Origin of the sequence: Actinoplanes sp. NPDC049681 (assembly GCF_044465265.1) — a bacterium.
Classification (GTDB): Bacteria; Actinomycetota; Actinomycetes; order Mycobacteriales; family Micromonosporaceae; genus Actinoplanes.
The window spans coordinates 973,243-993,332 of the sequence record NZ_JBITLP010000001.1; the positions used below are offsets into that span (position 1 = coordinate 973,243).

15 protein-coding genes are annotated in these 20,090 nt (G+C 72.3%); 7 read left to right on the forward strand and 8 right to left on the reverse strand.

What is annotated here, in order from left to right; translation table 11 throughout:
* The first annotated feature begins 380 nt into the window (after nt 1-380).
* The 4 genes from ACIBO8_RS04495 (at nt 381) to ACIBO8_RS04510 (ending at nt 5,483) form a co-directional block, all read left to right on the forward strand.
* Entirely contained in the window at nt 381-4,025 is a 3,645-nt protein-coding gene (locus ACIBO8_RS04495; protein WP_396113651.1) for a nitrate- and nitrite sensing domain-containing protein, read from the forward strand.
* On the forward strand, nt 4,022-4,426 hold the full coding sequence (locus tag ACIBO8_RS04500) for a roadblock/LC7 domain-containing protein (protein WP_014447580.1): 405 nt from the start codon (nt 4,022-4,024) through the stop codon (nt 4,424-4,426). The genes ACIBO8_RS04495 and ACIBO8_RS04500 overlap by 4 nt, the downstream gene beginning before the upstream one ends.
* 93 nt (nt 4,427-4,519) lie before the next feature.
* Nucleotides 4,520-4,894: a DUF742 domain-containing protein gene (locus ACIBO8_RS04505; protein ID WP_071807367.1), complete on the forward strand. Its 375-nt coding sequence runs from the start codon at nt 4,520-4,522 to the stop codon at nt 4,892-4,894.
* 1 nt (nt 4,895) lies between these two features.
* Entirely contained in the window at nt 4,896-5,483 is a 588-nt protein-coding gene (locus ACIBO8_RS04510; RefSeq protein ID WP_396113652.1) for a GTP-binding protein, read from the forward strand.
* Between the two features lie 55 nt (nt 5,484-5,538).
* Here the strand turns inward: ACIBO8_RS04510 and ACIBO8_RS04515 are convergent, their stop codons facing one another.
* The 6 genes from ACIBO8_RS04515 to deoC all read right to left on the reverse strand — a co-directional run bounded on the left by ACIBO8_RS04515 (nt 5,539) and on the right by deoC (nt 12,976).
* A complete protein-coding gene (locus ACIBO8_RS04515; protein WP_396113653.1) occupies nt 5,539-6,174 on the reverse strand; it encodes a hypothetical protein in 636 nt (211 codons plus the stop codon).
* A 157-nt stretch (nt 6,175-6,331) separates the two neighbouring features.
* Nucleotides 6,332-8,560, reverse strand: a complete 2,229-nt coding sequence (locus tag ACIBO8_RS04520) for a transposase (RefSeq protein WP_396113654.1) — start codon at nt 8,558-8,560, stop codon at nt 6,332-6,334.
* 75 nt (nt 8,561-8,635) lie between these two features.
* The gene (locus ACIBO8_RS04525; protein ID WP_396113655.1) at nt 8,636-9,541 is read right to left on the reverse strand and encodes a DNA primase; all 906 of its coding nucleotides are present in this window, start codon (nt 9,539-9,541) and stop codon (nt 8,636-8,638) included.
* A gap of 105 nt (nt 9,542-9,646) precedes the next feature.
* Nucleotides 9,647-10,417 (reverse strand): aldehyde dehydrogenase family protein, encoded by a 771-nt coding sequence (locus ACIBO8_RS04530; protein WP_396113894.1) that lies wholly within the window; start codon nt 10,415-10,417, stop codon nt 9,647-9,649.
* A 175-nt stretch (nt 10,418-10,592) separates the two neighbouring features.
* Nucleotides 10,593-12,020 carry an aldehyde dehydrogenase family protein gene (locus tag ACIBO8_RS04535; protein WP_396113656.1) on the reverse strand — a complete coding sequence of 476 codons (1,428 nt, stop codon included), beginning with the start codon at nt 12,018-12,020 and terminating at the stop codon, nt 10,593-10,595.
* Between the two features lie 5 nt (nt 12,021-12,025).
* Complete coding sequence (gene deoC / locus ACIBO8_RS04540; RefSeq protein WP_396113657.1) at nt 12,026-12,976, reverse strand: deoxyribose-phosphate aldolase; 951 nt, start codon at nt 12,974-12,976, stop codon at nt 12,026-12,028.
* Between the two features lie 62 nt (nt 12,977-13,038).
* On the opposite strand from deoC, the gene upp reads away from it, so the two are divergent.
* Nucleotides 13,039-13,671, forward strand: coding sequence for a uracil phosphoribosyltransferase (gene upp, locus ACIBO8_RS04545; RefSeq protein ID WP_396113658.1), 633 nt, complete (start codon nt 13,039-13,041; stop codon nt 13,669-13,671).
* On the opposite strand, the gene ACIBO8_RS04550 is transcribed toward upp, so the two are convergent.
* Nucleotides 13,668-14,150 carry an NUDIX hydrolase gene (locus ACIBO8_RS04550; protein ID WP_396113659.1) on the reverse strand — a complete coding sequence of 161 codons (483 nt, stop codon included), beginning with the start codon at nt 14,148-14,150 and terminating at the stop codon, nt 13,668-13,670. The genes upp and ACIBO8_RS04550 overlap by 4 nt on opposite strands.
* A gap of 71 nt (nt 14,151-14,221) precedes the next feature.
* On the opposite strand from ACIBO8_RS04550, the gene ACIBO8_RS04555 reads away from it, so the two are divergent.
* On the forward strand, nt 14,222-17,695 hold the full coding sequence (locus tag ACIBO8_RS04555) for a CDP-glycerol glycerophosphotransferase family protein (protein WP_396113660.1): 3,474 nt from the start codon (nt 14,222-14,224) through the stop codon (nt 17,693-17,695).
* 58 nt (nt 17,696-17,753) lie between these two features.
* Entirely contained in the window at nt 17,754-18,437 is a 684-nt protein-coding gene (locus ACIBO8_RS04560; protein ID WP_396113661.1) for a GPP34 family phosphoprotein, read from the forward strand.
* A gap of 7 nt (nt 18,438-18,444) precedes the next feature.
* Here ACIBO8_RS04560 and ACIBO8_RS04565 read toward each other — a convergent pair whose 3' ends face one another.
* A complete protein-coding gene (locus tag ACIBO8_RS04565; RefSeq protein ID WP_396113662.1) occupies nt 18,445-20,088 on the reverse strand; it encodes a phospho-sugar mutase in 1,644 nt (547 codons plus the stop codon).
* Between the last annotated feature and the right edge of the window lie 2 nt (nt 20,089-20,090).

A 20,090-nucleotide genomic window follows, 5' to 3' on the forward strand; every position in this document is an offset into this window, starting at 1 on the left:
GCCGGGTCGTCCGTTCGGCCAGAGTGCTGTCTACAAACACTGCATAATCCGGCATCTTGCCTTGCCGTCCGGTCGTGTGCGAGCCATCGTCTGTGCTGCCGCGATCGCAGATGGATCCGGTCGGATCGGCGCGCTCTATGACCCCGGTGCGCCGATCGGAGCGAGTGACACAAAGAGATGTTTCCCATACGAGCAGTGATGACCGGGCGGCGACGCTCGCGACTTCGGACGCGACTTCGCATCACACAAACCGTCCGGGTCAGGCTGCTCTTTCTCTTTGACACTCGTCGTGATGGAATCTCGGGGGCCCGACCCGGCGAGTCGGCCGTGTGCGGCGCCCGGTGATCCGAAGGCCGGGTCCGAATCAGGAGGACGGTGACGTGAGCAAGCGCCCCCAGACGGCGAACGCTGTCATGTCGCGTCTCCGCCGACCGGCCGGTCGGCTGCGGGATCTGCCCATCTGGTCCAAGCTCGGGCTCATCATGCTGGTACCCACGCTGGCGACGATCATCGTCGGTACCCAGGGCCTGATCGACCACATCAACGAGGCGAGCAACGCCGAACGCGCCCGCACGCTCTCCGTGCTGTCACAGGCCGCCGGTGGACTCGTCGACCACCTGCAGAACGAGCGCGCCTACGGCGTGATGATCGCGACGACCAAGCCGGACACGCCGGACCGCGAGGCGGCAGTGCTGGCCTACACCCGCGAGCACCCGAAGGTGGACGCGGCCAAGCTGCCGTACTCGCAGCAGAAGGCCGCGCTGGACGCGGTTCCCGGGCAGGTCAACACCCTGCTGGTGCGCCTCGACCGCAACCTCGAGGAACTGCCGTCGTATCGCAGCCAGACGGCGAACGGCCAGTTCGACGCGGTGGAAGTCGAGGCCAACTACAGCCCTCTGATCGAGGACCTGCTCAACGTGCGTGACGCCTCCGCACAGCTGGCGCAGGACACGGCGCTGAGCAACCGCCTCCGCGTGGTCGCCGGCGTCGCCCGGGCCAAGAACTACATCTCCCAGCAGCGCGACGTCGGCCACCGGGTGCTCGGCGCCGCCGACTTCACACCCTCGCTGCGGCGCGAGTTCCTGCTCACCGACACCGGCTACACGATCTCCGACGCCTCGATGCGGCAGGTCGCCACCAACGAGGACAAGGCGCTCATCGACCGGGTCATCAACGGCCCCGCCGCCCGTGCCGCCACCAACCTCACCAAGCCGCTGCAGAACCTCGCCGCCAACCGGTCCACCCAGATCCCGTTCAACCGGGAGCAGTGGGAGACCTCGATGGTCGGCTACAACGACCTGTTCCGCAGCGTCGAGAACAAGCTCGATACGGAGATCGTGGCCCAGGCCACCGACATCCGCGACAACGTGCAGCGCCGGGTCTTCATCGAGACCAGCATCCTGCTCGGCATGCTGCTGCTCGCCATCGCCTTCGCCTGGCTGGTCGCCCGGTCGATGGCCCGCTCGCTGCGCGAACTGCGCCAGGGCGCGCTGAACGTCGCCCAGTTCGGCCTGCCCCAGGCGGTCGAGCGGCTGCGGGACCCGGCCCTGACCGGCTCGCTCACCCCGGCCCAGGTGGCCGACCAGGTCGCCGAGCCGCTGCCGGTGCGCAGCCGGGACGAGTTCGGGCAGGTGACCGAGGCGTTCAACGCGGTCCACCTGGAAGCCGTCCGCACCGCGGCCGAGCAGGCCGCGCTCCGGTCCTCCGTCGCGACGATGTTCGTCAACCTGGCCCGCCGCTCGCAGATCCTGGTCGACCGGCTCATCGGTCACCTGGACCGCCTCGAGCGCGGCGAGGAGGACCCGGACCGCCTGGCCGAGCTCTTCCAGCTCGACCACCTGGCCACCCGAATGCGCCGTAACGACGAGAACCTCCTCGTCCTCGCCGGCGCCGACTCCACCCGCGTGCAGCGCGAGCCCGCCGCCCTGATCGACGTGCTCCGCGCCGCGCAGTCCGAGGTCGAGCACTACACGCGCATCGAGTTCGGCATGATCGACCGGGACATCGAGGTGGCCGCGCACGCGGTCAACGACATGGTCCACCTGGTCGCCGAGCTCTTCGACAACGCGACCGCGTTCTCCCCGCCGAACTCGCACGTCGTGGTCGAGGCCCGGCGCCTCGGCGACGGCGCGGTGCTCTCGGTCGAGGACCGCGGCATCGGCATCAGCCGCGATCAGCTGCGCGACCTCAACGAGCGGCTGGCCAACCCGCCGATGGTGGACGTGGCCGTCTCCCGCATGATGGGCCTCGTCGTGGTCGCCCGGCTGGCCAACCGGCACGGCGTCAAGGTCGAGCTCCGCCCGGCCGACACCGAGCGCGGCACCGTCGCCGACGTCGGCCTGCCGGTGGGCGTCCTCACCTCGCCGCAGACGGCCGGCCGGATCCCGGCGGGTGCCGGTTCCTTCGCCGGTGTCGAGCAGTCGGCCCGCCCGGCGTTCGCCGAGCCGCCGCTGGCGCTCGAGAGCGGCGCCAACGGCCGCGGCGGCTTCAACGGTGGCCGCCCGTTCGACCCGAACCCGCCGATGCCCTCGGGTGGCATGCTCGGCACGGGCGCCGGCCGCTCCGCGCCGGCCTGGTCCGACCTGACCGGCGCGCCGTCCAACGGCTTCGAGCCGCCGGCGAACGGCTTCGGCGGTGGCGCTGCCAACGGCTTCGGCGGCGCGAACGGCTTCGCCAACGGCTCGTCCGGCGCCAACGGCTTCCACGGTCCGCGCAGCAACGAGCCGATCCCGCCGCTGCCGCAGTCCGGCCCGCAGGGCTTCGCCGGTGGCGACGGCCTGCCGCAGCGCCGCAACGGTGAGGGATACCGGCCGGAGGACACGGGTTCCTTCGGGCACACCATCCCGCGCCAGCTGCCGCCCAGCCCCGAGTCGCAGGGCCGCTCGTCGTTCGTGCCGCCGGTGTCCGCGCCGCCGGTGCCGCCGGTCTCCGCGCCGCCGGTGCCGTCCGCCCCGCCGTACGGCTCCGGCCGCCCGGTGTCGTCGCCGCCCGTCTCGGGTGCGCCCATCTCGGCGCCGCCGGGCGTCAACCGGCCGCACTCGGCCCCGCCGAGCACCAGCCGTCCGCACTCGGCACCGCCCGCCGGCAACCCGCCGGCCTGGCCGCCGGTCTCCGCGGACCGTGAACACGGCACCCCGCACGTTCCGGAGAGCCTGGCTGCCGCCCTGGATCTGACGGCCGAGTTCCCGCGGTATCGCGGTGACCGGGCCGGCTCGGGCGCCCAGCCGCAGGTGGCCCGCCCGACCGAGCCGCAGGACGCGACGCCGCAGAGCGAGGCCGACCGGTCGGCCGCTGCCGCCGCAGCGGCGCACGAGGCGGCGACCCAGCAGGCCGCGGCCGCCCAGGCGACCGCCGCCGCGCAGATCGCCGCCGCCCAGGCCGCGGCCCGGCAGCGGGCAGCGGGCGACGGACCGTCGCAGTTCGCGGACGAGACGATGGAGCTGCCGATCTTCCGGGAGCTCGAGTCGGCCTGGTTCACGACCGCGCGGCCCAGCGAGCCCCGGCCGGCCGAGTCGGCGCCGGCCGCCGAGAGCCCGGCTCCGGCGGCAGCACCGGCCGATGTGGTCAGCGCGCAGCGCTTCTCGACCGGCGAGCCCGCCCGCTCGGGCAGTGTGCCTCAGCAGGCCCCGTCTCCCGAGCCGCGCACCGACGACCGAGACCCGGCCCCCGTCGGCGCCGGGGCGGCCGCAGCGAACGGCAGCTCGGTCAACGGCGGTCCGGTCAGCCCCTGGCAGACCGCGGCCGACGAGGGCTGGCAGGCCGCTCGCAAGGCCGCCGAGATGCCGGTGGAGACCACGACGACGGCCGGCCTGCCGCGCCGTACGCCGATGGCACAGCTCGTCCCGGGTGGCGTCGACCGGGCCGAGACCTCCGTTCAACGCCGCACTCCCGAGGCGGTCCGTGGACTCCTGTCCGCGTACCACCGGGGTGTGCAGCGCGGTCGCACGAAGGAACAATCGACCAACCCGGAGGAGACTCCGGGAGGGCAGCAGTCCTCGCAGGCTGGCAAGGAGCATGAGGCATGACAAGTACGCAGGATCTGGGTTGGCTTCTCGCCAACTTTGCCGACCGCGTTCCCGGGGTGGCGCACGCAATCGCGGTCTCCGCCGACGGTCTGCTGCTCGCGGCCTCGCGGGATCTTCCCCGGGACCGTGCCGACCAGCTGGCGGCGATCGCCTCCGGCCTGGTCAGCCTGACCCAGGGCGCCGCGCGCTGCTTCGAGGGTGGCGCCGTGCTGCAGACGGTCGTCGAGATGGACAACGGATTCCTCTTCCTGATGTCCATCTCCGACGGTTCGTCGTTCGCCGTGCTGGCGGCGCGCAGCTGCGACGTGGGCCAGGTGGGCTACGAGATGGCGCTGCTGGTCGACCGCGTGGGCGAGGCTCTGACGCCGGCTCCGCGCTCGGCGGCCGGAGTTCTCGGCTGAACGGATGGTGGACCGGATCCGTCCGGTATCTGTCCAAACACTTGACAAACACGAGACACTTCTATGGGCCGAGGGATGGGGTGAGCGGTGACGATGCCCGAACGCGATGAGCCGACCGGCGCACTGGTCAGACCGTACGCCGTGACCCGTGGCCGGACCCGGCCCAAGCTTGAGATCGCTCTGGAAGCGCTCGTCGAGACCACCGTCCGCGGCCGTTCCACCGGTACGGGCCGGGGCGGCAGCGAACACCAGTACATCGCGGCGATGTGTGACGGCGGCAGAGTTCAGTCGCTGGCCGAGATCGCCGCACGCATGCAACTACCGCTCGGGGTAGCTCGAGTGATCGTCGCCGACATGGCCCACGACGGCCTGGTGGCGGTCTACGAGCCGACATCGCTGGAGGATGAGACCGATGCGGTGGGTACGGAACTGCTGGAAAGGGTGCTGAGTGGACTTCGCAGGCTCTGACATGGCGCGCCGGCCGACCGCCGGGCGTGTGACATCGGCGAAGATTGTGATCGCCGGTGGGTTCGGCGTCGGTAAGACGACGCTGGTGGGGTCCGTCTCGGAGATCACCCCGCTGACCACTGAGGCGATCATGACCTCCGCCGGTGTGGGTGTCGACGACAACCGGCAGGTGCCGGGGCAGACGACGACCACGGTGGCGATGGACTTCGGCCGCATCAGCATCGACCGGGATCTGATCCTGTACCTGTTCGGCACGCCGGGCCAGACGCGCTTCTGGTTCATGTGGGACGAGCTGGTCCGGGGCGCCATCGGTGCCGTGGTCATGGTGGACACCCGCCGGCTGGCCGACTGCTTCGCCGCCATCGACTTCTTCGAGCACCGGCGGCTGCCGTACCTGGTGGCCATCAACTGCTTCGACGGCATGCAGTACCACAACGCGCAGGACGTCCGCGACGCGCTCGCGATCTCCAGTGACGTCCCGGTGGTCAGCTGCGACGCCCGCAACCGCGAGTCGACGAAGAACGTACTCATCTCGCTCGTCGAGTACGTCCTGACCATGCGCCGCTCGCGCGCGGTCGCGCCGGCCTGACGCTCCGTCGAAAGTCCCGCTCCGATGCCGGAGCGGGACTTTTGCGTGCCCGGGGTCAGCGGCTGGTGCAGCTCAGCGGGGCGTCGTTGCCCGAGGACAGACGTGCCGTGCAGTGGTGCCCCGGCGCCGTGGCCTCGACCTCGACGTCGGCGCCGTTGTTGATGCTCGCGGTCATGCTGACCACAGCGGGGTCTTTCTCGCCGACCCGCACCACCGTCCTGGCCAGGTCGTACCGGCTGTCGGTGCTGATGCCGGAGAGGGTCGCGGTCAGCACGCTGCCGGGCTTCAAGCCGGGGAAGGTCAGCTCGGCGGTGACGGAGTCCATCTCGCCCGTGCTGGTGCGCTGGACGATCAATCCGGGCTCGGTGGAGGCGGAGGTCGACTCGCGAGCCAGGATCACGAACAGTGATCCGGTGCCGGCGAGCAGCACCGCCACGCCGCTCAGCGTCGCGGCCAGCCGGATGGTGCGGACGGACGTCATCCCCGGCAGCTGAGCGGCGAGCGCCACCAGGACCGCGATCAGCGCCGTCACCACCGCCGCGACGGCCAGCACACGTGCCGGTGCGGACCGGTCGAGCCGCTCGGCAGCCGCCAGGCAGAGACCCGTCACCAGGATGCCGAGCAGGCTGATCGTTGCCGCCAGCGGGCGCGTGGCCGGCGAGGTGGTCGGTACGTCTGGCAGGTCCGTCACGGCTTCCCCCGATCGATCAACGACCGAACGGTAACCGATCAGCCCCGACCGACGACCTTACGGGTCCGGAAGGCGGGCTCAGGCCGCCGCTGAGCGGCGTACGACGCCGAAGCCTGGCCGAGTACTAGCCTTCGGGGCTAGGCCTTCTCCGCGCGACTCAGCGGCCCGGGTAGCCGGCGTTGCGGTAGTCCTCGGACTCCTGACCGTCCCGGCTGAAGTCCCAGCCGCCGGCGGCCTCACGGCCCGGCCGGCCGCCGATCGCGTACCCGCCGATCTCCTGGCCGCGACGCCAGCCGCGGAAGTAGCCCGTCGTGTGCGCCGCGATGCTGGCGGCGTCGCGGACGATGCGCAGCGGGCGCTCCTCGCGCAGCGGCGAGCCGGGCACGAGGTTGGCCTGGGGCACCCGCTTGGGCAGGCCGGCCGAGGTCTCCGCGGCCACCGCGGGTGCGGCGGCCTTCTCCGCGGCCTGCCAGCCGGTGTCCATCGGGCTGCTCCAGTCGAGGTCGGCCGTGGAGGCCGACTCGCTGTGGCCGGTGAACCAGGCGGACCGGGCCGCCGCGAAGATCAGCAGGTCACCGTCGCCCTCGGCGGGGACCGGCGGAGTCGTGCTGCGGTCCAGTGCCGTCAGCGTCGGTGCCGTACGGCGGGCCGTGAGGCGGCTCGTGCGCCCGTTGCGGTCGTCGACCAGGCGCAGGGGCGGCGGCTCGCTGATCGCGGCGGCGTCGGACGCGGTGTTTCCCAGCCCGCCCAGGCCCGGCTCGACCAGGCGCAGGGCCGGCGGCTCCTTGGGCATGTCCTGCCACGGCGGCTTCACCCGGCCGTCGGCGGGCGGCCCGCTCACCGCGGCGGCGGGCGGGGTCGCCGCGTCGTCGCCGCTGTTGAGCAGGGGCCAGTTGGCGCGCGAGCCCGGCTCGGGCGTCTCGGAGGTCGAGCGCTGGACGGGCATGGGCAGCGAGTAGTCCGTCGCGCCGTTCGCCGCCGGGCCGGTGCCGCTGCGTGTGCTGGGTGGGATGACCGTGCGCTGGCGCTCGGCGCGGGCGCTGCTCATCGCGGCGTTCGTCAGGGTGGGGCGGAACGGCTGGCCCGAGTCGGCCGGCGGCACCGAGGACGGGCGGGAGCCCGGCGTGATCGGCGTCATGCCGGGCGGGGGCGGCGGCACCGAGACGGGGCGGCTGGCCGGCCCCGGGTCGGGGGTACGGGTGGGCAGGCTCGCGGCCGGGGCGACCGGCGGCGGCGTGACCGGGCGCGGCGCCAGCGGCGGCGGCATGACCGGGTCCGGGGCGACCGGCGGCGTGGTCAGCGGGCGTGGTGTCGCCGGACCGTTGCCGGTGGTGGCGGGCTCGGGGCGGCCACGACGGCCGAGGCGGGTGCCCGTGTCGCCGGGGCGGGCCGGCAGGCCGGACGACGGGCGGCTCGGCAGGCTGGAGGTGGGGCGGGTCGGCAGGGCGACCGGCTCGGCGGCGCGGCGGGACCCGGCCTGGCGGCGGCCCGGCACTCCGGAGGCCTGCTGGCTGACCCGGGCGGCGAGCGTGCCGACCAGGGCCTCGCACGCCGAGTCGCAGGAGCGGACGGCGGCCACCGCGTGCCGAACCGTCTCGGCGGCAGCCGGCGCGAGAGCCTTGTTCACGCCACCGCGGCGGGGCGACTCGCTGATCGCCACGACCAGCGCGGTCACGGCCGAGACGACCTGGTCCTCGGTGCCGGCGCCGGCGCGGGTCAGCTCGGTGGCGACCTCCTCGGCGATCTCCTGGGCGTCCTTGCCGCGGGCGGTCAGCCGGCCGGGCTCCGGCACCGCGTCGAGCACGGCGAGGGCCAGCGGGTGCGCGGGGTCCGGGTACGCCCGCAGCGCCGCCGGATACAGCTCGCGCAGCACCTCGCGCAGCGCGATCGAGGCGGAGTAGCGGCCGTTGAGCATCGCGACGTGGGCGGCGAGCACGGGCTTGTAGCTGACGAGCTCCCGCGGCGCGGGGATGGTGACGGCGGCGATCGCACCGGCCTGCAGGGCGCGGGCCAGGCCCACGGCGCGACGGGCGGCCGGCGGCGCGGCGATCTCCTCGGGGGAGTCGTCGTCGGAGAAGCGCTCGGCGAAGTCGTCGGCGGAGTCGTCGTCGGCGACCACGAGCGGTCGTCCGGCGGCGGTCAGCAGCGAGGTGACCATGTGGTCGTCGCTGTCCGCGGCCACCGCGGCCTCGGCGAAGCCGCTGGTGCGCTCCACGAGCAGCATCCCGAGCTGGGCGTATCCGGCCGGGTCGTCGCTGATCTCGTGGACTCCGAGCAGCCGCCCCGCGTCGTCCACCACGGCGATGGTCAGGACCGATCCGGCCGAGGCCGATCGCACCGTCTCATCAGCCGACGCCAGACCGCAGTACACGCGCACGAGCGCCACGGCGTCGTCCTCCTCCCCGGGTGAGGTTGTTCGCGACCTGTTTCCGGCCAAGGACTGATGGTCCCTGGTGAGGGGTCAGTCGCGCCAGTCCACAGCGGCAGAGATCTTGCCGATGACGGAGCGCCACCCCAGACTCGCCTGTTGCGCCCCGATTTTACGGAGCTTGCGACGACCGAAGAAACCGCCCATTCCGCCACTTTCCGCAGACCGCAGGGACTCGTCCAGGTCGTCGAGCGGGGAGCCCGGCGCGAGGGCCAGGATCACCGGCTTCAGGCGAAGCGCGTGGCCCAGGTCGCGGGCCACCTCGCCCGCGGCGATGAGCAGGGGCAGGTCCCAGGTGTCGTGACCGCCGCGCAGGTTCTCCACCACGAGGTCCAGCTCGTAGCGATCCTCCGGCAGCGGGTCGACGTCGGACGACTGTACCCGCTCCACGACGGTCGCCCAGGTGTCGAGTTGTGCGAGGTCGTGGGGAGCACCCGATTGAATGAAGGAGACCAGCGACTCCGGGGTCTTGAAGGCCAGCAGTTTGCCGCGGTGGCTCAGGAAGACGGGTACCTCCTCGTCCTCCTCCTGGGTGGCGGCCTCCTCCGGTTCGTCGTCCTTGAAGTCCTCCGGGTCCGGTTCCTCGACGACGTCGCCGTCCTCGTTGCGCAGCGCCCCGCCGGACTTGCCGGCCTTGGGATCGGCCTCCCCCTCGGCGACCAGGGCGGCGAACTCGTCGTCGACGATGACCTCTTCTTCCTCCGCGGCGCGCGCCGCGGCCGCACGCTCCCGCGCCTCGAAGGGATCGTCCTCGTCCACCTCGACCTCGGTGGGGGTGAGCTCCGAGGCCTTCCGGTACGCCCGCAGCGTCAGCGCGACGCCACCCGGCATGGCGATCTCCACCGGGGAGATCCGGACCTCGTCCCAGAGCGCACGGCCGGAGCGGCCGTCCCTGACCGACGAGGTTTCTGCGGCCTCTTCGGGCGTCTGGCTGGCCACGCTGACCTCCGGGTTGGTTCTCGCAAGCTGTTCGGATGGGTGAGTCAGGGCACACCTTAGTGGTCGGACCTGGGCGGGGCCCGACCGCGTCCCACCGACCGCGGGTCAGAAGCCCTTCGGGTGCCAGACGGTCTTGGTCTCCAGCAGGGCCGTCATGGGCGCCAGGCCCGGGTCGGCGCCGAAGTCCGGCTCGCCGGCCGGCGGGCGGACGACCCGCTTCAGGCTGCCGGCGGCGGAACGCTCCAGCTCGGCGGCGAGGGCCGGGTCGGTGACGCCGGTCAGGTCCAGCGCGTTCACGTCGTCGTGGGAGGCGAGCCAGGGGGCTGTCTCCGCGGCGTGTCCGGTGAGGATGTTGACCACCCCGCCGGGCACGTCCGAGGTGGCCAGCACCTCGGCCAGGGTGACGGCGGCCTGCGGTGCGGCGGCGAGGACCACGACCGTGTTGCCGGTGACGATCGCCGGGGCGATGACGCTGACCAGGCCGAGGAAGGACGGCGGGGCCACGACGGCGACGACGCCGGTCGGTTCGGGCGCGGAGATGTTGAAGAAGGGACCGGCGACCGGGTTGGCGCCGCCGTGCACCTGGGCGATCTTGTCGGCCCAGCCGGCGTACCAGACCCAGCGGTCGACGGCGGCGTCCACCTCGGCGGCCGGCACGCCGCACGCGACGAACTCCGCGCGCCGGGCCTCCAGCATCTCGGCGACCCGGTAGAGCACCTGGCCGCGGTTGTAGGCGGTGGCGCCGGCCCACTTGGGCTGCGCCTTGCGCGCCGCGACGACGGCGTCCCGCGCGTCCTTGCGGGAGGCGAGCGCGACGTTGTCGCCGTCCACGAGATAGGTCCGTCCTGATTCGCTGCGGGGGAACGCCCCGCCGATGAAGAGCTTGTAGGTCTTGCGTACGGCGAGCCGCCCGGCCGGTGCCGCCGGGGCGGCGGGCTTGACGGCGGGAACGCTCGCGGAGGCGCCCGCCTTGACCGGCGAGGACCTCCGGACCGCGACGGCCTTCCCGGCCGCCGCCGGGGCGGTCTTGCGGGAGCGGGACGAGGAAGACTCAGGCAAGGTACGCCTCCAGGCCGTGCCGGCCGCCCTCACGGCCGTAACCGGACTCCTTGTAGCCGCCGAACGGCGACGTCGGGTCGAACTTGTTGAACGTGTTGGCCCACACCACGCCGGCGCGCAGCTTGTCGGCGACGGCCAGGATCTGCGAACCCTTCTCGGTCCAGATGCCGGCCGACAGCCCGTACGGGGTGTTGTTGGCCTTCTCGATCGCCTCGTCCGGGGTGCGGAAGGTGAGCACCGACAGGACCGGGCCGAAGATCTCCTCGCGGGCGATCCGGTGCGCCTGGGTGACGCCGGTGAAGATCGTCGGGGCGAACCAGAAGCCCTGCGACGGCAGGGCGCACGGCGGGGACCAGCGCTCGGCGCCTTCCTCGGCACCGATGTCGGAGAGCGTACGGATGCGCTCGAGCTGCTCCGCCGAGTTGATCGCGCCGATGTCGGTGTTCTTGTCCAGGGGGTCGCCGACGCGCAGGGTGGCCATCCGGCGCTTGAGCGATTCCAGCACCTCGTCGTAGACCGACTCCTGGATGAGCAGGCGGGACCCCGCGCAGCACACGTGCCCCTGGTTGAAGAAGATGCCGTTGACGATGCCCTCGACGGCCTGGTCGATCGGGGCGTCGTCGAAGACGATGTTGGCCGCCTTGCCGCCGAGCTCCAGCGTCAGCCGCTTGCGGGTGCCGGCGACCGCGCGGGCGATCTGGCGGCCGACCTCGGTGGATCCGGTGAACGCCACCTTGTCGACGCCGGGGTGCTCGACCAGCGTGCGGCCGGTCTCGCCGGCGCCGGTGACGATGTTGACCACGCCCGGCGGCAGGTCGGCCTGGCGGCACACGTCGGCGAAGAACAGCGCGGACAGCGGCGTGGTCTCGGCCGGCTTGAGCACCACCGTGTTGCCGGTGGCGAGCGCCGGGGCGATCTTCCACGCCAGCATCAGCATCGGGAAGTTCCACGGGATGACCTGCGCGGCGACGCCCAGCGGCCGCGGGTCGTCGCCGAAGCCCGCCCACCGGAGCTTGTCGGCCCAGCCGGCGTAGTAGAAGAAGTGGGCCGCGGCGAGCGGGAGGTCGACGTCGCGGGCCTCCCGGATCGGCTTGCCGTTGTCCAGCGACTCCAGGACGGCCAGCTCGCGCGAGCGCTCCTGGATGATGCGGGCGATGCGGAACAGGTATTTGGCGCGCTCGGCGCCGGGCAGCGCGGACCAGGGGCCGAACGCGCGCCGGGCGGCGGCCACCGCCCGGTCCACGTCCTCCGGGCCTGCGGTGGAGACCTCGGCGAGAACCTCTTCGGTGGCCGGGTTGACGGTCTTGAAAACCCCGCCGGAGGAGGCCGGGGAGACGAACTCGCCGTCGATGAAGAGACCGTACGAGGGAGCGATGTCGACGATCGAGCGGGATTCGGGCGCGGGAGCGTACTCGAACATTGCGATCAGTCCAGCGTGAAGTAGTCGGGGCCGGCGTAGTGGCCGGTCGTGAGCTTGGTGCGCTGCATGAGCAGGTCGTTGAGCAGCGACGAGGCCCCGAAGCGGAACCAGTCGGGGTCGAGCCAGTCGTCGCCGACCGTCTCGTTGATGAGCACCAGGTATTTGATCGCGTCCTTGGTGGTGCGGATGCCGCCCGCGGGCTTCACGCCGACCTGGCGGCCGGTGCGTGCGCGGAAGTCGCGGACCGCCTCCAGCATCACCAGCGTCACGGGCAGGGTAGCCGCCACGGGGACCTTGCCGGTGGAGGTCTTGATGAAGTCGGCGCCGGCCAGCATCGCCAGCCAGGAGGCCCGGCGCACGTTGTCGTACGTCGCCAGCTCGCCCGTCTCGAGGATCACCTTGAGGTGCGCGGTGCCGCACGCCTGCTTGACCGCGACGATCTCCTCGAACACCTCGTCGTAGCGCCCGGAGAGGAACGCGCCCCGGCTGATCACCATGTCGATCTCGTCGGCGCCGCCGGCGACCGCGTCGCGGGTGTCGGCGAGCTTGACGTCCAGGGGCGCCTGCCCGGACGGGAAGGCCGTGGCCACGCTGGCCAGGTGCACGCCGGTGCCGCGCAGCACCTCGGCGGCGACGGGGACCATCGCGGGGTAGACGCAGACCGCGGCGACGCTCGGGCAGCTCGGGTCGGCGGGGTCGGGCCGCAGCGCCTTGGCGGAGAGGGCGCGTACCTTGCCGGGGGTGTCGGCGCCCTCGAGGGTGGTGAGGTCCACCATCCGGATCGCCAGGTCGATGGCGGCCGCCTTGGCGCTGGTCTTCACCGACCGGGTGCCGAGGGCCGCCGCCCGCGCCTCGACCCCGACCTTGTCGACCCCGGGCAGTCCGTGCAGGAAAGACCGGAGGTTGAAGGCGGAACCGGGCAGGTCGGGCAGCCTCGACGTCGTCGTCGCAGTCATGAGAACGATTCTACGCGGCCCACCAGCAGTTGATCTTGGAGAACCCCGGTAGGTTGAGCGGCGTGGACGTACTTGTCGTTGATCATCCGCTGGCCCAGACCCGACTCACCGTCATGCGCGACGCCAAGACGGACTCCGGCGTGTTCCGCGCCGCCCTGCACGAGCTGACCACCATGGTCGTCTACGAGGCGGCCCGCTCCTTCGCCGTCGAGCAGTTCCCGGTCGACACGCCGGTCGCGCCGACCCAGGGCACCCGGCTCGCCAACCCGCCGCTGATCGTGCCGGTCCTGCGCGCCGGCCTCGGCATGGCCGACTCGGCGCTGGCCCTGCTGCCCGAGTCCTCCATGGGCTTCGTCGGCCTGGCCCGCGACGAGGACACGTACGAGCCGCGCGCCTACATGGAGTCGCTGCCCGGCGACCTCTCCGGCCTGCCGGTGCTGGTCCTCGACCCGATGGTGGCCACCGGCGGCTCGCTCGTGCACTGCTGCAAGCTCCTGGTCGACCGCGGCTGCACCGACGTGATCGTGTGCTGCGTGCTGGCCGCGCCCGAGGGCATCCAGCGCCTCAAGGACTCCGGCCTCCCGCTGCGCCTGGTCACCGCCTCGATCGACGACGGCCTCAACGAGAAGATGTACATCGTCCCCGGCCTCGGCGACGCCGGCGACCGCCAGTTCGGCGGCATGCCCAGGTTCTAGGAGTAGGACCAGCTCTGGGCCTTGCCGTTGGCGAAGGGCATGACGCCGTGGAAGGGCTTGGGGTCCTTCGCGAAGACCAGGGGCAGGAAGTGGCGGTCGGATTCCCACATGGGGATCCGGCCCGCCAGCATGTCCGCCTTCGGCACCCAGTGCAGGCTGCCCTCGTCGATGCCCGAATGCGGCGTTCCCGTCCAGGCCGGGATGCGGAACAGGAAACCGAACCAGTTCTCCCCGTTCCGGCCGAAACCGGGCCACGAGACGGTCCCCGCGAGATCGACGGTGAGGCACTCGAGGCCCGCCTCCTCGCGGATCTCGCGGCGCATCCCCGACACCACGTCCTCGTCCGGTTCCAGCTTGCCGCCGAGGCCGTTGTAGTAACCGAAGTGGATGTCGTCCGGGCGGGTGTCCCGCCGGATCATGAGGACTTCGTCACCGTCCGGCGAGGCCACGTAGCCCAGTGTCGCCAGGATCGCCTGCACGGCGACACCTTAAGGGTGCGAATCGAAGGAGGTGCGAACGGGCCCGAAACGCGCTGCCCTATCCTGCCCTGATGGCAAGCCCGGTTCTCAGCGTCGTCGTGCCCATTTACAACGTGGCCCCCTATCTCGACGAGTGTCTCGAGTCGCTCGCCGGACAGTATCGGGATGCCCTGGAAGTGATCATGGTCGACGATGGTTCGACCGACGAGAGCGCGGCCATCGCGCAGCGCTTCGCGGATCGGGACCCACGGTTCCGGCTGGTCCGCAAGGCGAACGCCGGGCTCGGCGCGGCCCGCAACACCGGCACCACGCACGCCACCGGCGACTACCTGATGTTCGTCGACAGCGACGACGTGCTGCCGCCGTACGCGGCGGAGCTGCTCGTGGGCAGCCTGGAGAAGACCGGTTCCGACTTCTCGTGCGCGAACGTGCTGCGGCTCAACAGCAAGGGCCTGAGCCAGTCCGCGATGCACAAGGCCCCGTTCGCCGCCACGAAGCTGCGTACCCATGTCAGCCAGCTGCCCGTCCTCCTGGGTGACCGGACCGCCTGGAACAAGGTCTACCGCCGCAGCTTCTGGGACGAGCACGAGTTCGAGTTCCCCGAGGGCGTCCTGTACGAGGACATCCCCGTCACCGTTCCGGCGCACGTGCTCGCCAAGTCGGTCGACGTGCTGGACGTGCCGGTCTACTACTGGCGGGAGCGGGAGGGGCCGGACAAGTCGATCACCCAGCGCCGCGAGGAGATCCAGGCCTTCATCGACCGGCTGGAGAACTGCTGGGGCGTGAGCCGGGTGCTGGGCGGCGCGGGCCATCACGAACTCAAGCGCCTGTACGACGAGTCCGTCCTCAAGAGCGACCTGATGCTCTTCCTGCGGGTGCTGCCGCGCGTCGACGACGAGTATCGCGAGGTGTTCCTGGAGCGTACGAACGCGTACCTCGACACCGTCGACCCGGAGGCGATCCTCGAACTGCCGACCCTGCAGCGGGTGCTGTGGACCCTCGTGCGGCAGCGGATGATGCCGGAGCTTCTCGAGCTGCTGCCCGTGCTGCGCAAGCAGCGCCGGATCGCCCGTCGCGGGCTGCGCCGCTACCACGACATGGACCTGTTCCACCAGAAGCTGCCGCAGCTGCCGCCGGAGCTGTTCGCCGCCGGTACCCCGCGCCCGCGGACCAAGGTGCACGAGGTCTCGTGGCAGGACGGCAAGCTGCGGATCCGCGGGCACGCGTTCATCCCCGGCCAGTCCTCCGCGCGCCCGTGGAGCACGTCGCGCCTGATCTGGCTGAAGGAGACCGGCGGCCGGCGTACCCGGCGTACCCCGCTGGTCAACCGGCGGTGCGTCGACGCGACGGCCGACCACGGCTCGGCGCGGACCTCGTACGACTGGTCCGGCTTCGAGGCGGTGATCGACGCCCAGGCGCTGCGCACCCCCGAGGGCGAGTGGCACGACGGCGAGTGGTCCGTGGTCGTCGGCGTGGTGGGGCTGGGCACCAAGAGCAAGGGCTCGCTGGAGATGGGGCAGCCGGCGAACCCGTTGCCGCTGCCCGCGTACCGGTCGGGCGACGTGCGGATCACGCCGTTCGTGGCCGCCGGCCGGTTGCGCCTGCGGGTGGAGCGGGTCGGGGCGACGCTGGACAGCGTCCGGCGTGACGGCGACAGCATGGTCTTCACCGGCACCGTGCGGGGCGCCGCGCCGGCGACCGCGATCCTGTCCCGGGTGGAGGGCCTGGTGTGGCGCCGGTGCCCGCTGGAGCTCGACGGGGACCGGTTCACCTTCCGCGTGCCGGTCGCCGATCTTCAGCCCGAGTCGGCGCCGCTCCCGCGGCTGCGGATCGGCGAGCCGGCGGACCGCTGGACGATCAAGCTGGCCACCGGGACGAAGCGCAAGGGCGAGCTGCCCGTCGCGCTCGCCGACGACGGTGACTGGAACCCGATCGACGTCGGCATGCGCACCGTTCACGTGCATGCCCGCCCGTCCGGCGAACCGGTGCTCGTGGCGCTGCCGAGCGGGCCGGTGCTCACCGGTGTCAGCACTGCCGAGCGCCAGTACCGCTTCACCGGCCGGCTGAACGGCGTCGAAGGCGACTTCAAGCTGGTCCTGCGGCCGGGGAATGCCCGGGAGACCAAGACCTTCCCGGTACGCCGGGACGGCGACACCTGGTACGCCGACGTGGACCCGGTGGCCGTGGAGAGCTTCGGCACCACCGTACGGATGCGGTCCGGAACCTGGAACGTGCTGTTCCGCATCGGTAAGGACCCGATCGAGCCGTTGCCCGCCACCGCGGCGGCCCTGGCGAGCCTGCCGTTGCCGCTGGCCGGGGACGCGCCGCGGGTCTCGCTGGAGTGGCTGACCGACGAGCGGGTGGTGCTGCGCGTACGGTCCGCGCTAGACGATGAGGAGCGCGGCCGCGGCAACCAGGCGCGGCTGCGTACCCAGCACTATCCGGCGAGCCGCGAGAATCCGCTGCGCGACGTCGTGCTCTACAACAGCTTCACCGGGCGCCAGTATTCGGACAGCCCGCGCGCGGTCCACGAGGAGCTTCTCGCGCGGGGTCTGCCGCTGGAGCACCTGTGGGTCTCGGTGGACGGGCAGGCGCCGGTGCCGCACACCGCCGACACCGTGCCGCTGTGGAGCCGGCGCTGGTACGAGGCGCTGGCCACCGCCCGCTACATCGTCACCAACCAGCACCTGCCGGAGTGGTTCCGGCGCCGCGAGGGACAGGTCGTGGTGCAGACCTGGCATGGGACGCCGCTGAAGCGGATCGGCTTCGACATCGCCGACGTGCGCTTCACCGACCAGCGCTACCTCGAGAAGCTGGAGCAGGAGGCGCCGAACTGGAGCATGCTCGTCTCGCCGAACAGCTTCAGCTCGCCGATCCTGCGCCGCGCCTTCCGGTACGACGGCGAGCTGCTGGAGATCGGCTACCCGCGCAACGACGCGCTCTTCCGCGACCGCGACGAGATCGCCGCGCGGGTCCGGGCCGCGGTCGGGGTGCCGGCCGGGCGCAAGCTCGTCCTGTACGCCCCCACGTGGCGCGACGACGACTACAGCGGCGGCGGCTACCAGATCTCGATGCAGCTGGACGTCCGCGACGCGGCGGCGAAGCTGGGCGAGGACCACGCGTTGCTGGTGCGCCGCCACCCCAACGTGCTCGACGAGATCCCCGGTGACGGCGACGGGTTCGTCTACGACGTGTCGGCGTACCCGGACATGGCCGACCTGCTGGCCGCCGCCGACATCCTCATCACCGACTACTCCTCGGTGATGTTCGACTTCGCCAACACCGGCCGGCCGATGCTGTTCTTCACGTACGACCTGGCGCACTACCGCGACGAGCTGCGGGGCTTCTACTTCGACTTCGAGGCCGAGGCGCCGGGTCCGCTGCTCGCCACGTCGGAGGAGGTCATCGCCGCGATCCGCGACGTCGACTCCTTCGCGCCGAAGTACGCCGACCGCTACCGGGCCTTCGCCGCCAAGGCGTGCGACCTCGACGACGGTCACGCCGCCGCCCGGCTGGTCGATCGGATGCTCGATGCAGGGAAGTAGCCCGTTCGGCGGACCTCGGGAAGTTGCCACGGTGACACCGGCCACTATCGTTTCCGGCATGACCTCCATCGCGCTCGCTGAGGAGCTCCTTCTCCTCGCGTATGACGACCAGACCGGCAAGGCGACCGGTTCCCGCATCGGACTCGACCTCGGCATGGCCGCGGCGGTGCTGGTCGACCTCGCGCTGGCCGGCCGGATCGCCTACGTCGCGGGCAACATCGTGGTCAACGACGCCACCCCCACCGGGGAGCCCATCGCCGACCTGGTGCTCGCCAAGGCCGCCGCGGACGACCCGCACACGCCCGCGCAGTGGGTGCAGCGCCTGCGCCACCGGCTGCGTGAGCGGGTCCTCGAGGATCTCGTCGCCCGCGGCGTGATCCGTGACGTCGACGAGACCCAGATGGGTGCCATCCACGTGCACCGCTACCCGACGACCGACCCGGCGTACGAGGCGGAGATCCGTAAGCGGCTCGCCGACGCGCTGATCACCGACGCGGTTCCGGACGAGCGGACCGCGGCCCTGGCGACGCTGCTGGTCGCGACCCGGATGGAGCCGGCGCTGCGGCTGCCCCCGGAGGAGCAGGCCCGCGCCCACGAACGGCTCGAGGAGATCGCGAGCGGGGCCGGGTTCGCCGGCGGCGCCAACCTGGAGGACTCGATCGTGCGCCCCAGCGTCGCCCTGGTGGTGGCGACGCTGAGCCGCGCGATCTCGGCCGCCCTGGGCGCCCCGAAGGTGGTCTGAGGCCCGCTCAGAGGCCCAGCGCCGCGGAGACCTCCCTGCGGAGCTGGGCCATTCCGGTCCCGGACCGGAACTGCGCGTCGACCAGCTTGCCGGCCCGGACCGGCTCCACCACTTCCAGGTACGCCTTGAGCTTCGGCTCCGTGCCCGACGGGCGGATCACGACGCGGGCACCCGCCGTACGCAGGGTCAGCACGTCGGCGGCCGGTGCCCGGTCCTCGACCTCGGTGACGGGCTGGCCGAGCAGGGTGGCCGGCGGGTTCGCGCGTACGTGCGCCATCGCGCGGGTGATCTCGGCGAGGTCGTCGACCCGTACCGAAACCTGGTCCGTGCGGTGGACGCCGAGCTCGGTGTCCAGCTCGTCCAGCCGGTCCCGCAGCGACTTGCCCTCGGCCTTGAGCGTGGCGGCCAGCTCGGCGACGGTCAGCGCGGCCGTGATGCCGTCCTTGTCGCGGACCAGGTCGGGGGCCACGCAGTAGCCCAGCGCCTCCTCGTAGCCGAACGCCAGCTCCTCGGCGCCCCGGACGATCCACTTGAAGCCGGTGAGCGTCTCCGCGTACGGGGTGTCCCGGGCCGCGCAGAGCGCCTTCATCTGGGTCGACGAGACGATCGTGGTGGCGAACGTGCCCGGCGTGCCGCGGCGGATCAGGTGGTCGGCCAGCAGGACGCCCAGCTCATCGCCGCGCAGGGGCCGCCAGCCGTCGTCGCCGGCCGGGATCGCCACGGCGCAGCGGTCGGCGTCGGGATCGTTGGCGATGGCGATGTCCGCGCCCTGCTCGGTGGCAAGGGCCAGCAGCAGGTCCATCGCGCCCGGTTCCTCCGGGTTCGGGAACGCCACCGTCGGGAACTCCGGGTCCGGCTCGGCCTGCTCGGCCACCACGGCCGGCGCGTCGAAACCGGCGGCGGTGAACGCGGCAGCCAGCACCTCGCCGCCCACCCCGTGCAGCGGCGTGTACGCGACCTTGAGCCCGCGGGGGCCACCCGCGACGACGGCCGCCGCGCTCTCGACGTACCCCTGGACGATCTCCTCGCCGAGGACCGTGCCCGGCTCGCCGAGCTTGACCTCCGCCAGCGTCCCGACGGCCTGGATGGCCGCCTCGATGCCCGCGTCGGCGGGCGGGACGATCTGCGCCCCGGCGCCGGCCGGCCCGCCGAGCTGCGCGCCCAGGTAGACCTTGTAGCCGTTGTCCTGCGGCGGGTTGTGGCTGGCGGTGACCATGACGCCGGCGACCGCGTCCAGCTTGCGCACCGCGTACGCCAGCACCGGCGTCGGCAGCGGGCGCGGCAGCAGGAGCGCCTCGCGGCCGGCGGCGGTGGCCACCCGCGCGGTCTGCTCGGCGAAGTCCTTGGAGCCGTGCCGGGCGTCGTACCCGATGATCAGTGGTCCCTCGCCGCCCTGGGCGGCCAGCCAGCCGATCAGGCCGGCGGCCGCGCGGGTGACCACCGCGAGGTTCATGCCGTTCGGGCCGGCGCGCAGCCGGCCGCGCAGCCCGGCCGTGCCGAAGGTGAGCGGGCCGGCGAACCGGTCGGCGAGTTCGGCGGCGCTGTCCGGGAGCCGGTCCAGCAGCGCACGGATCTCGTCGCGGCCCGCCGGGTCGGGGTCGTCTGCCAGCCAGGTCTCGGCCAGCGTGCGGAGGTCGTCAGTTGTTGCCATGC

Coding starts and splice junctions, on each gene's coding strand:
- ACIBO8_RS04500 (WP_014447580.1), top strand. CDS start 4,022: ATGACAAGTACGCAGGATCTGGGTTGGCTTCTCGCCAACTTTGCCGAC.
- ACIBO8_RS04505 (WP_071807367.1), top strand. CDS start 4,520: ATGCCCGAACGCGATGAGCCGACCGGCGCACTGGTCAGACCGTACGCC.
- ACIBO8_RS04510 (WP_396113652.1), top strand. CDS start 4,896: ATGGCGCGCCGGCCGACCGCCGGGCGTGTGACATCGGCGAAGATTGTG.
- ACIBO8_RS04535 (WP_396113656.1), bottom strand. CDS start 12,020: ATGTTCGAGTACGCTCCCGCGCCCGAATCCCGCTCGATCGTCGACATC.
- deoC (WP_396113657.1), bottom strand. CDS start 12,976: ATGACTGCGACGACGACGTCGAGGCTGCCCGACCTGCCCGGTTCCGCC.
- ACIBO8_RS04555 (WP_396113660.1), top strand. CDS start 14,222: ATGGCAAGCCCGGTTCTCAGCGTCGTCGTGCCCATTTACAACGTGGCC.
- ACIBO8_RS04560 (WP_396113661.1), top strand. CDS start 17,754: ATGACCTCCATCGCGCTCGCTGAGGAGCTCCTTCTCCTCGCGTATGAC.
- ACIBO8_RS04565 (WP_396113662.1), bottom strand. CDS start 20,088: ATGGCAACAACTGACGACCTCCGCACGCTGGCCGAGACCTGGCTGGCA.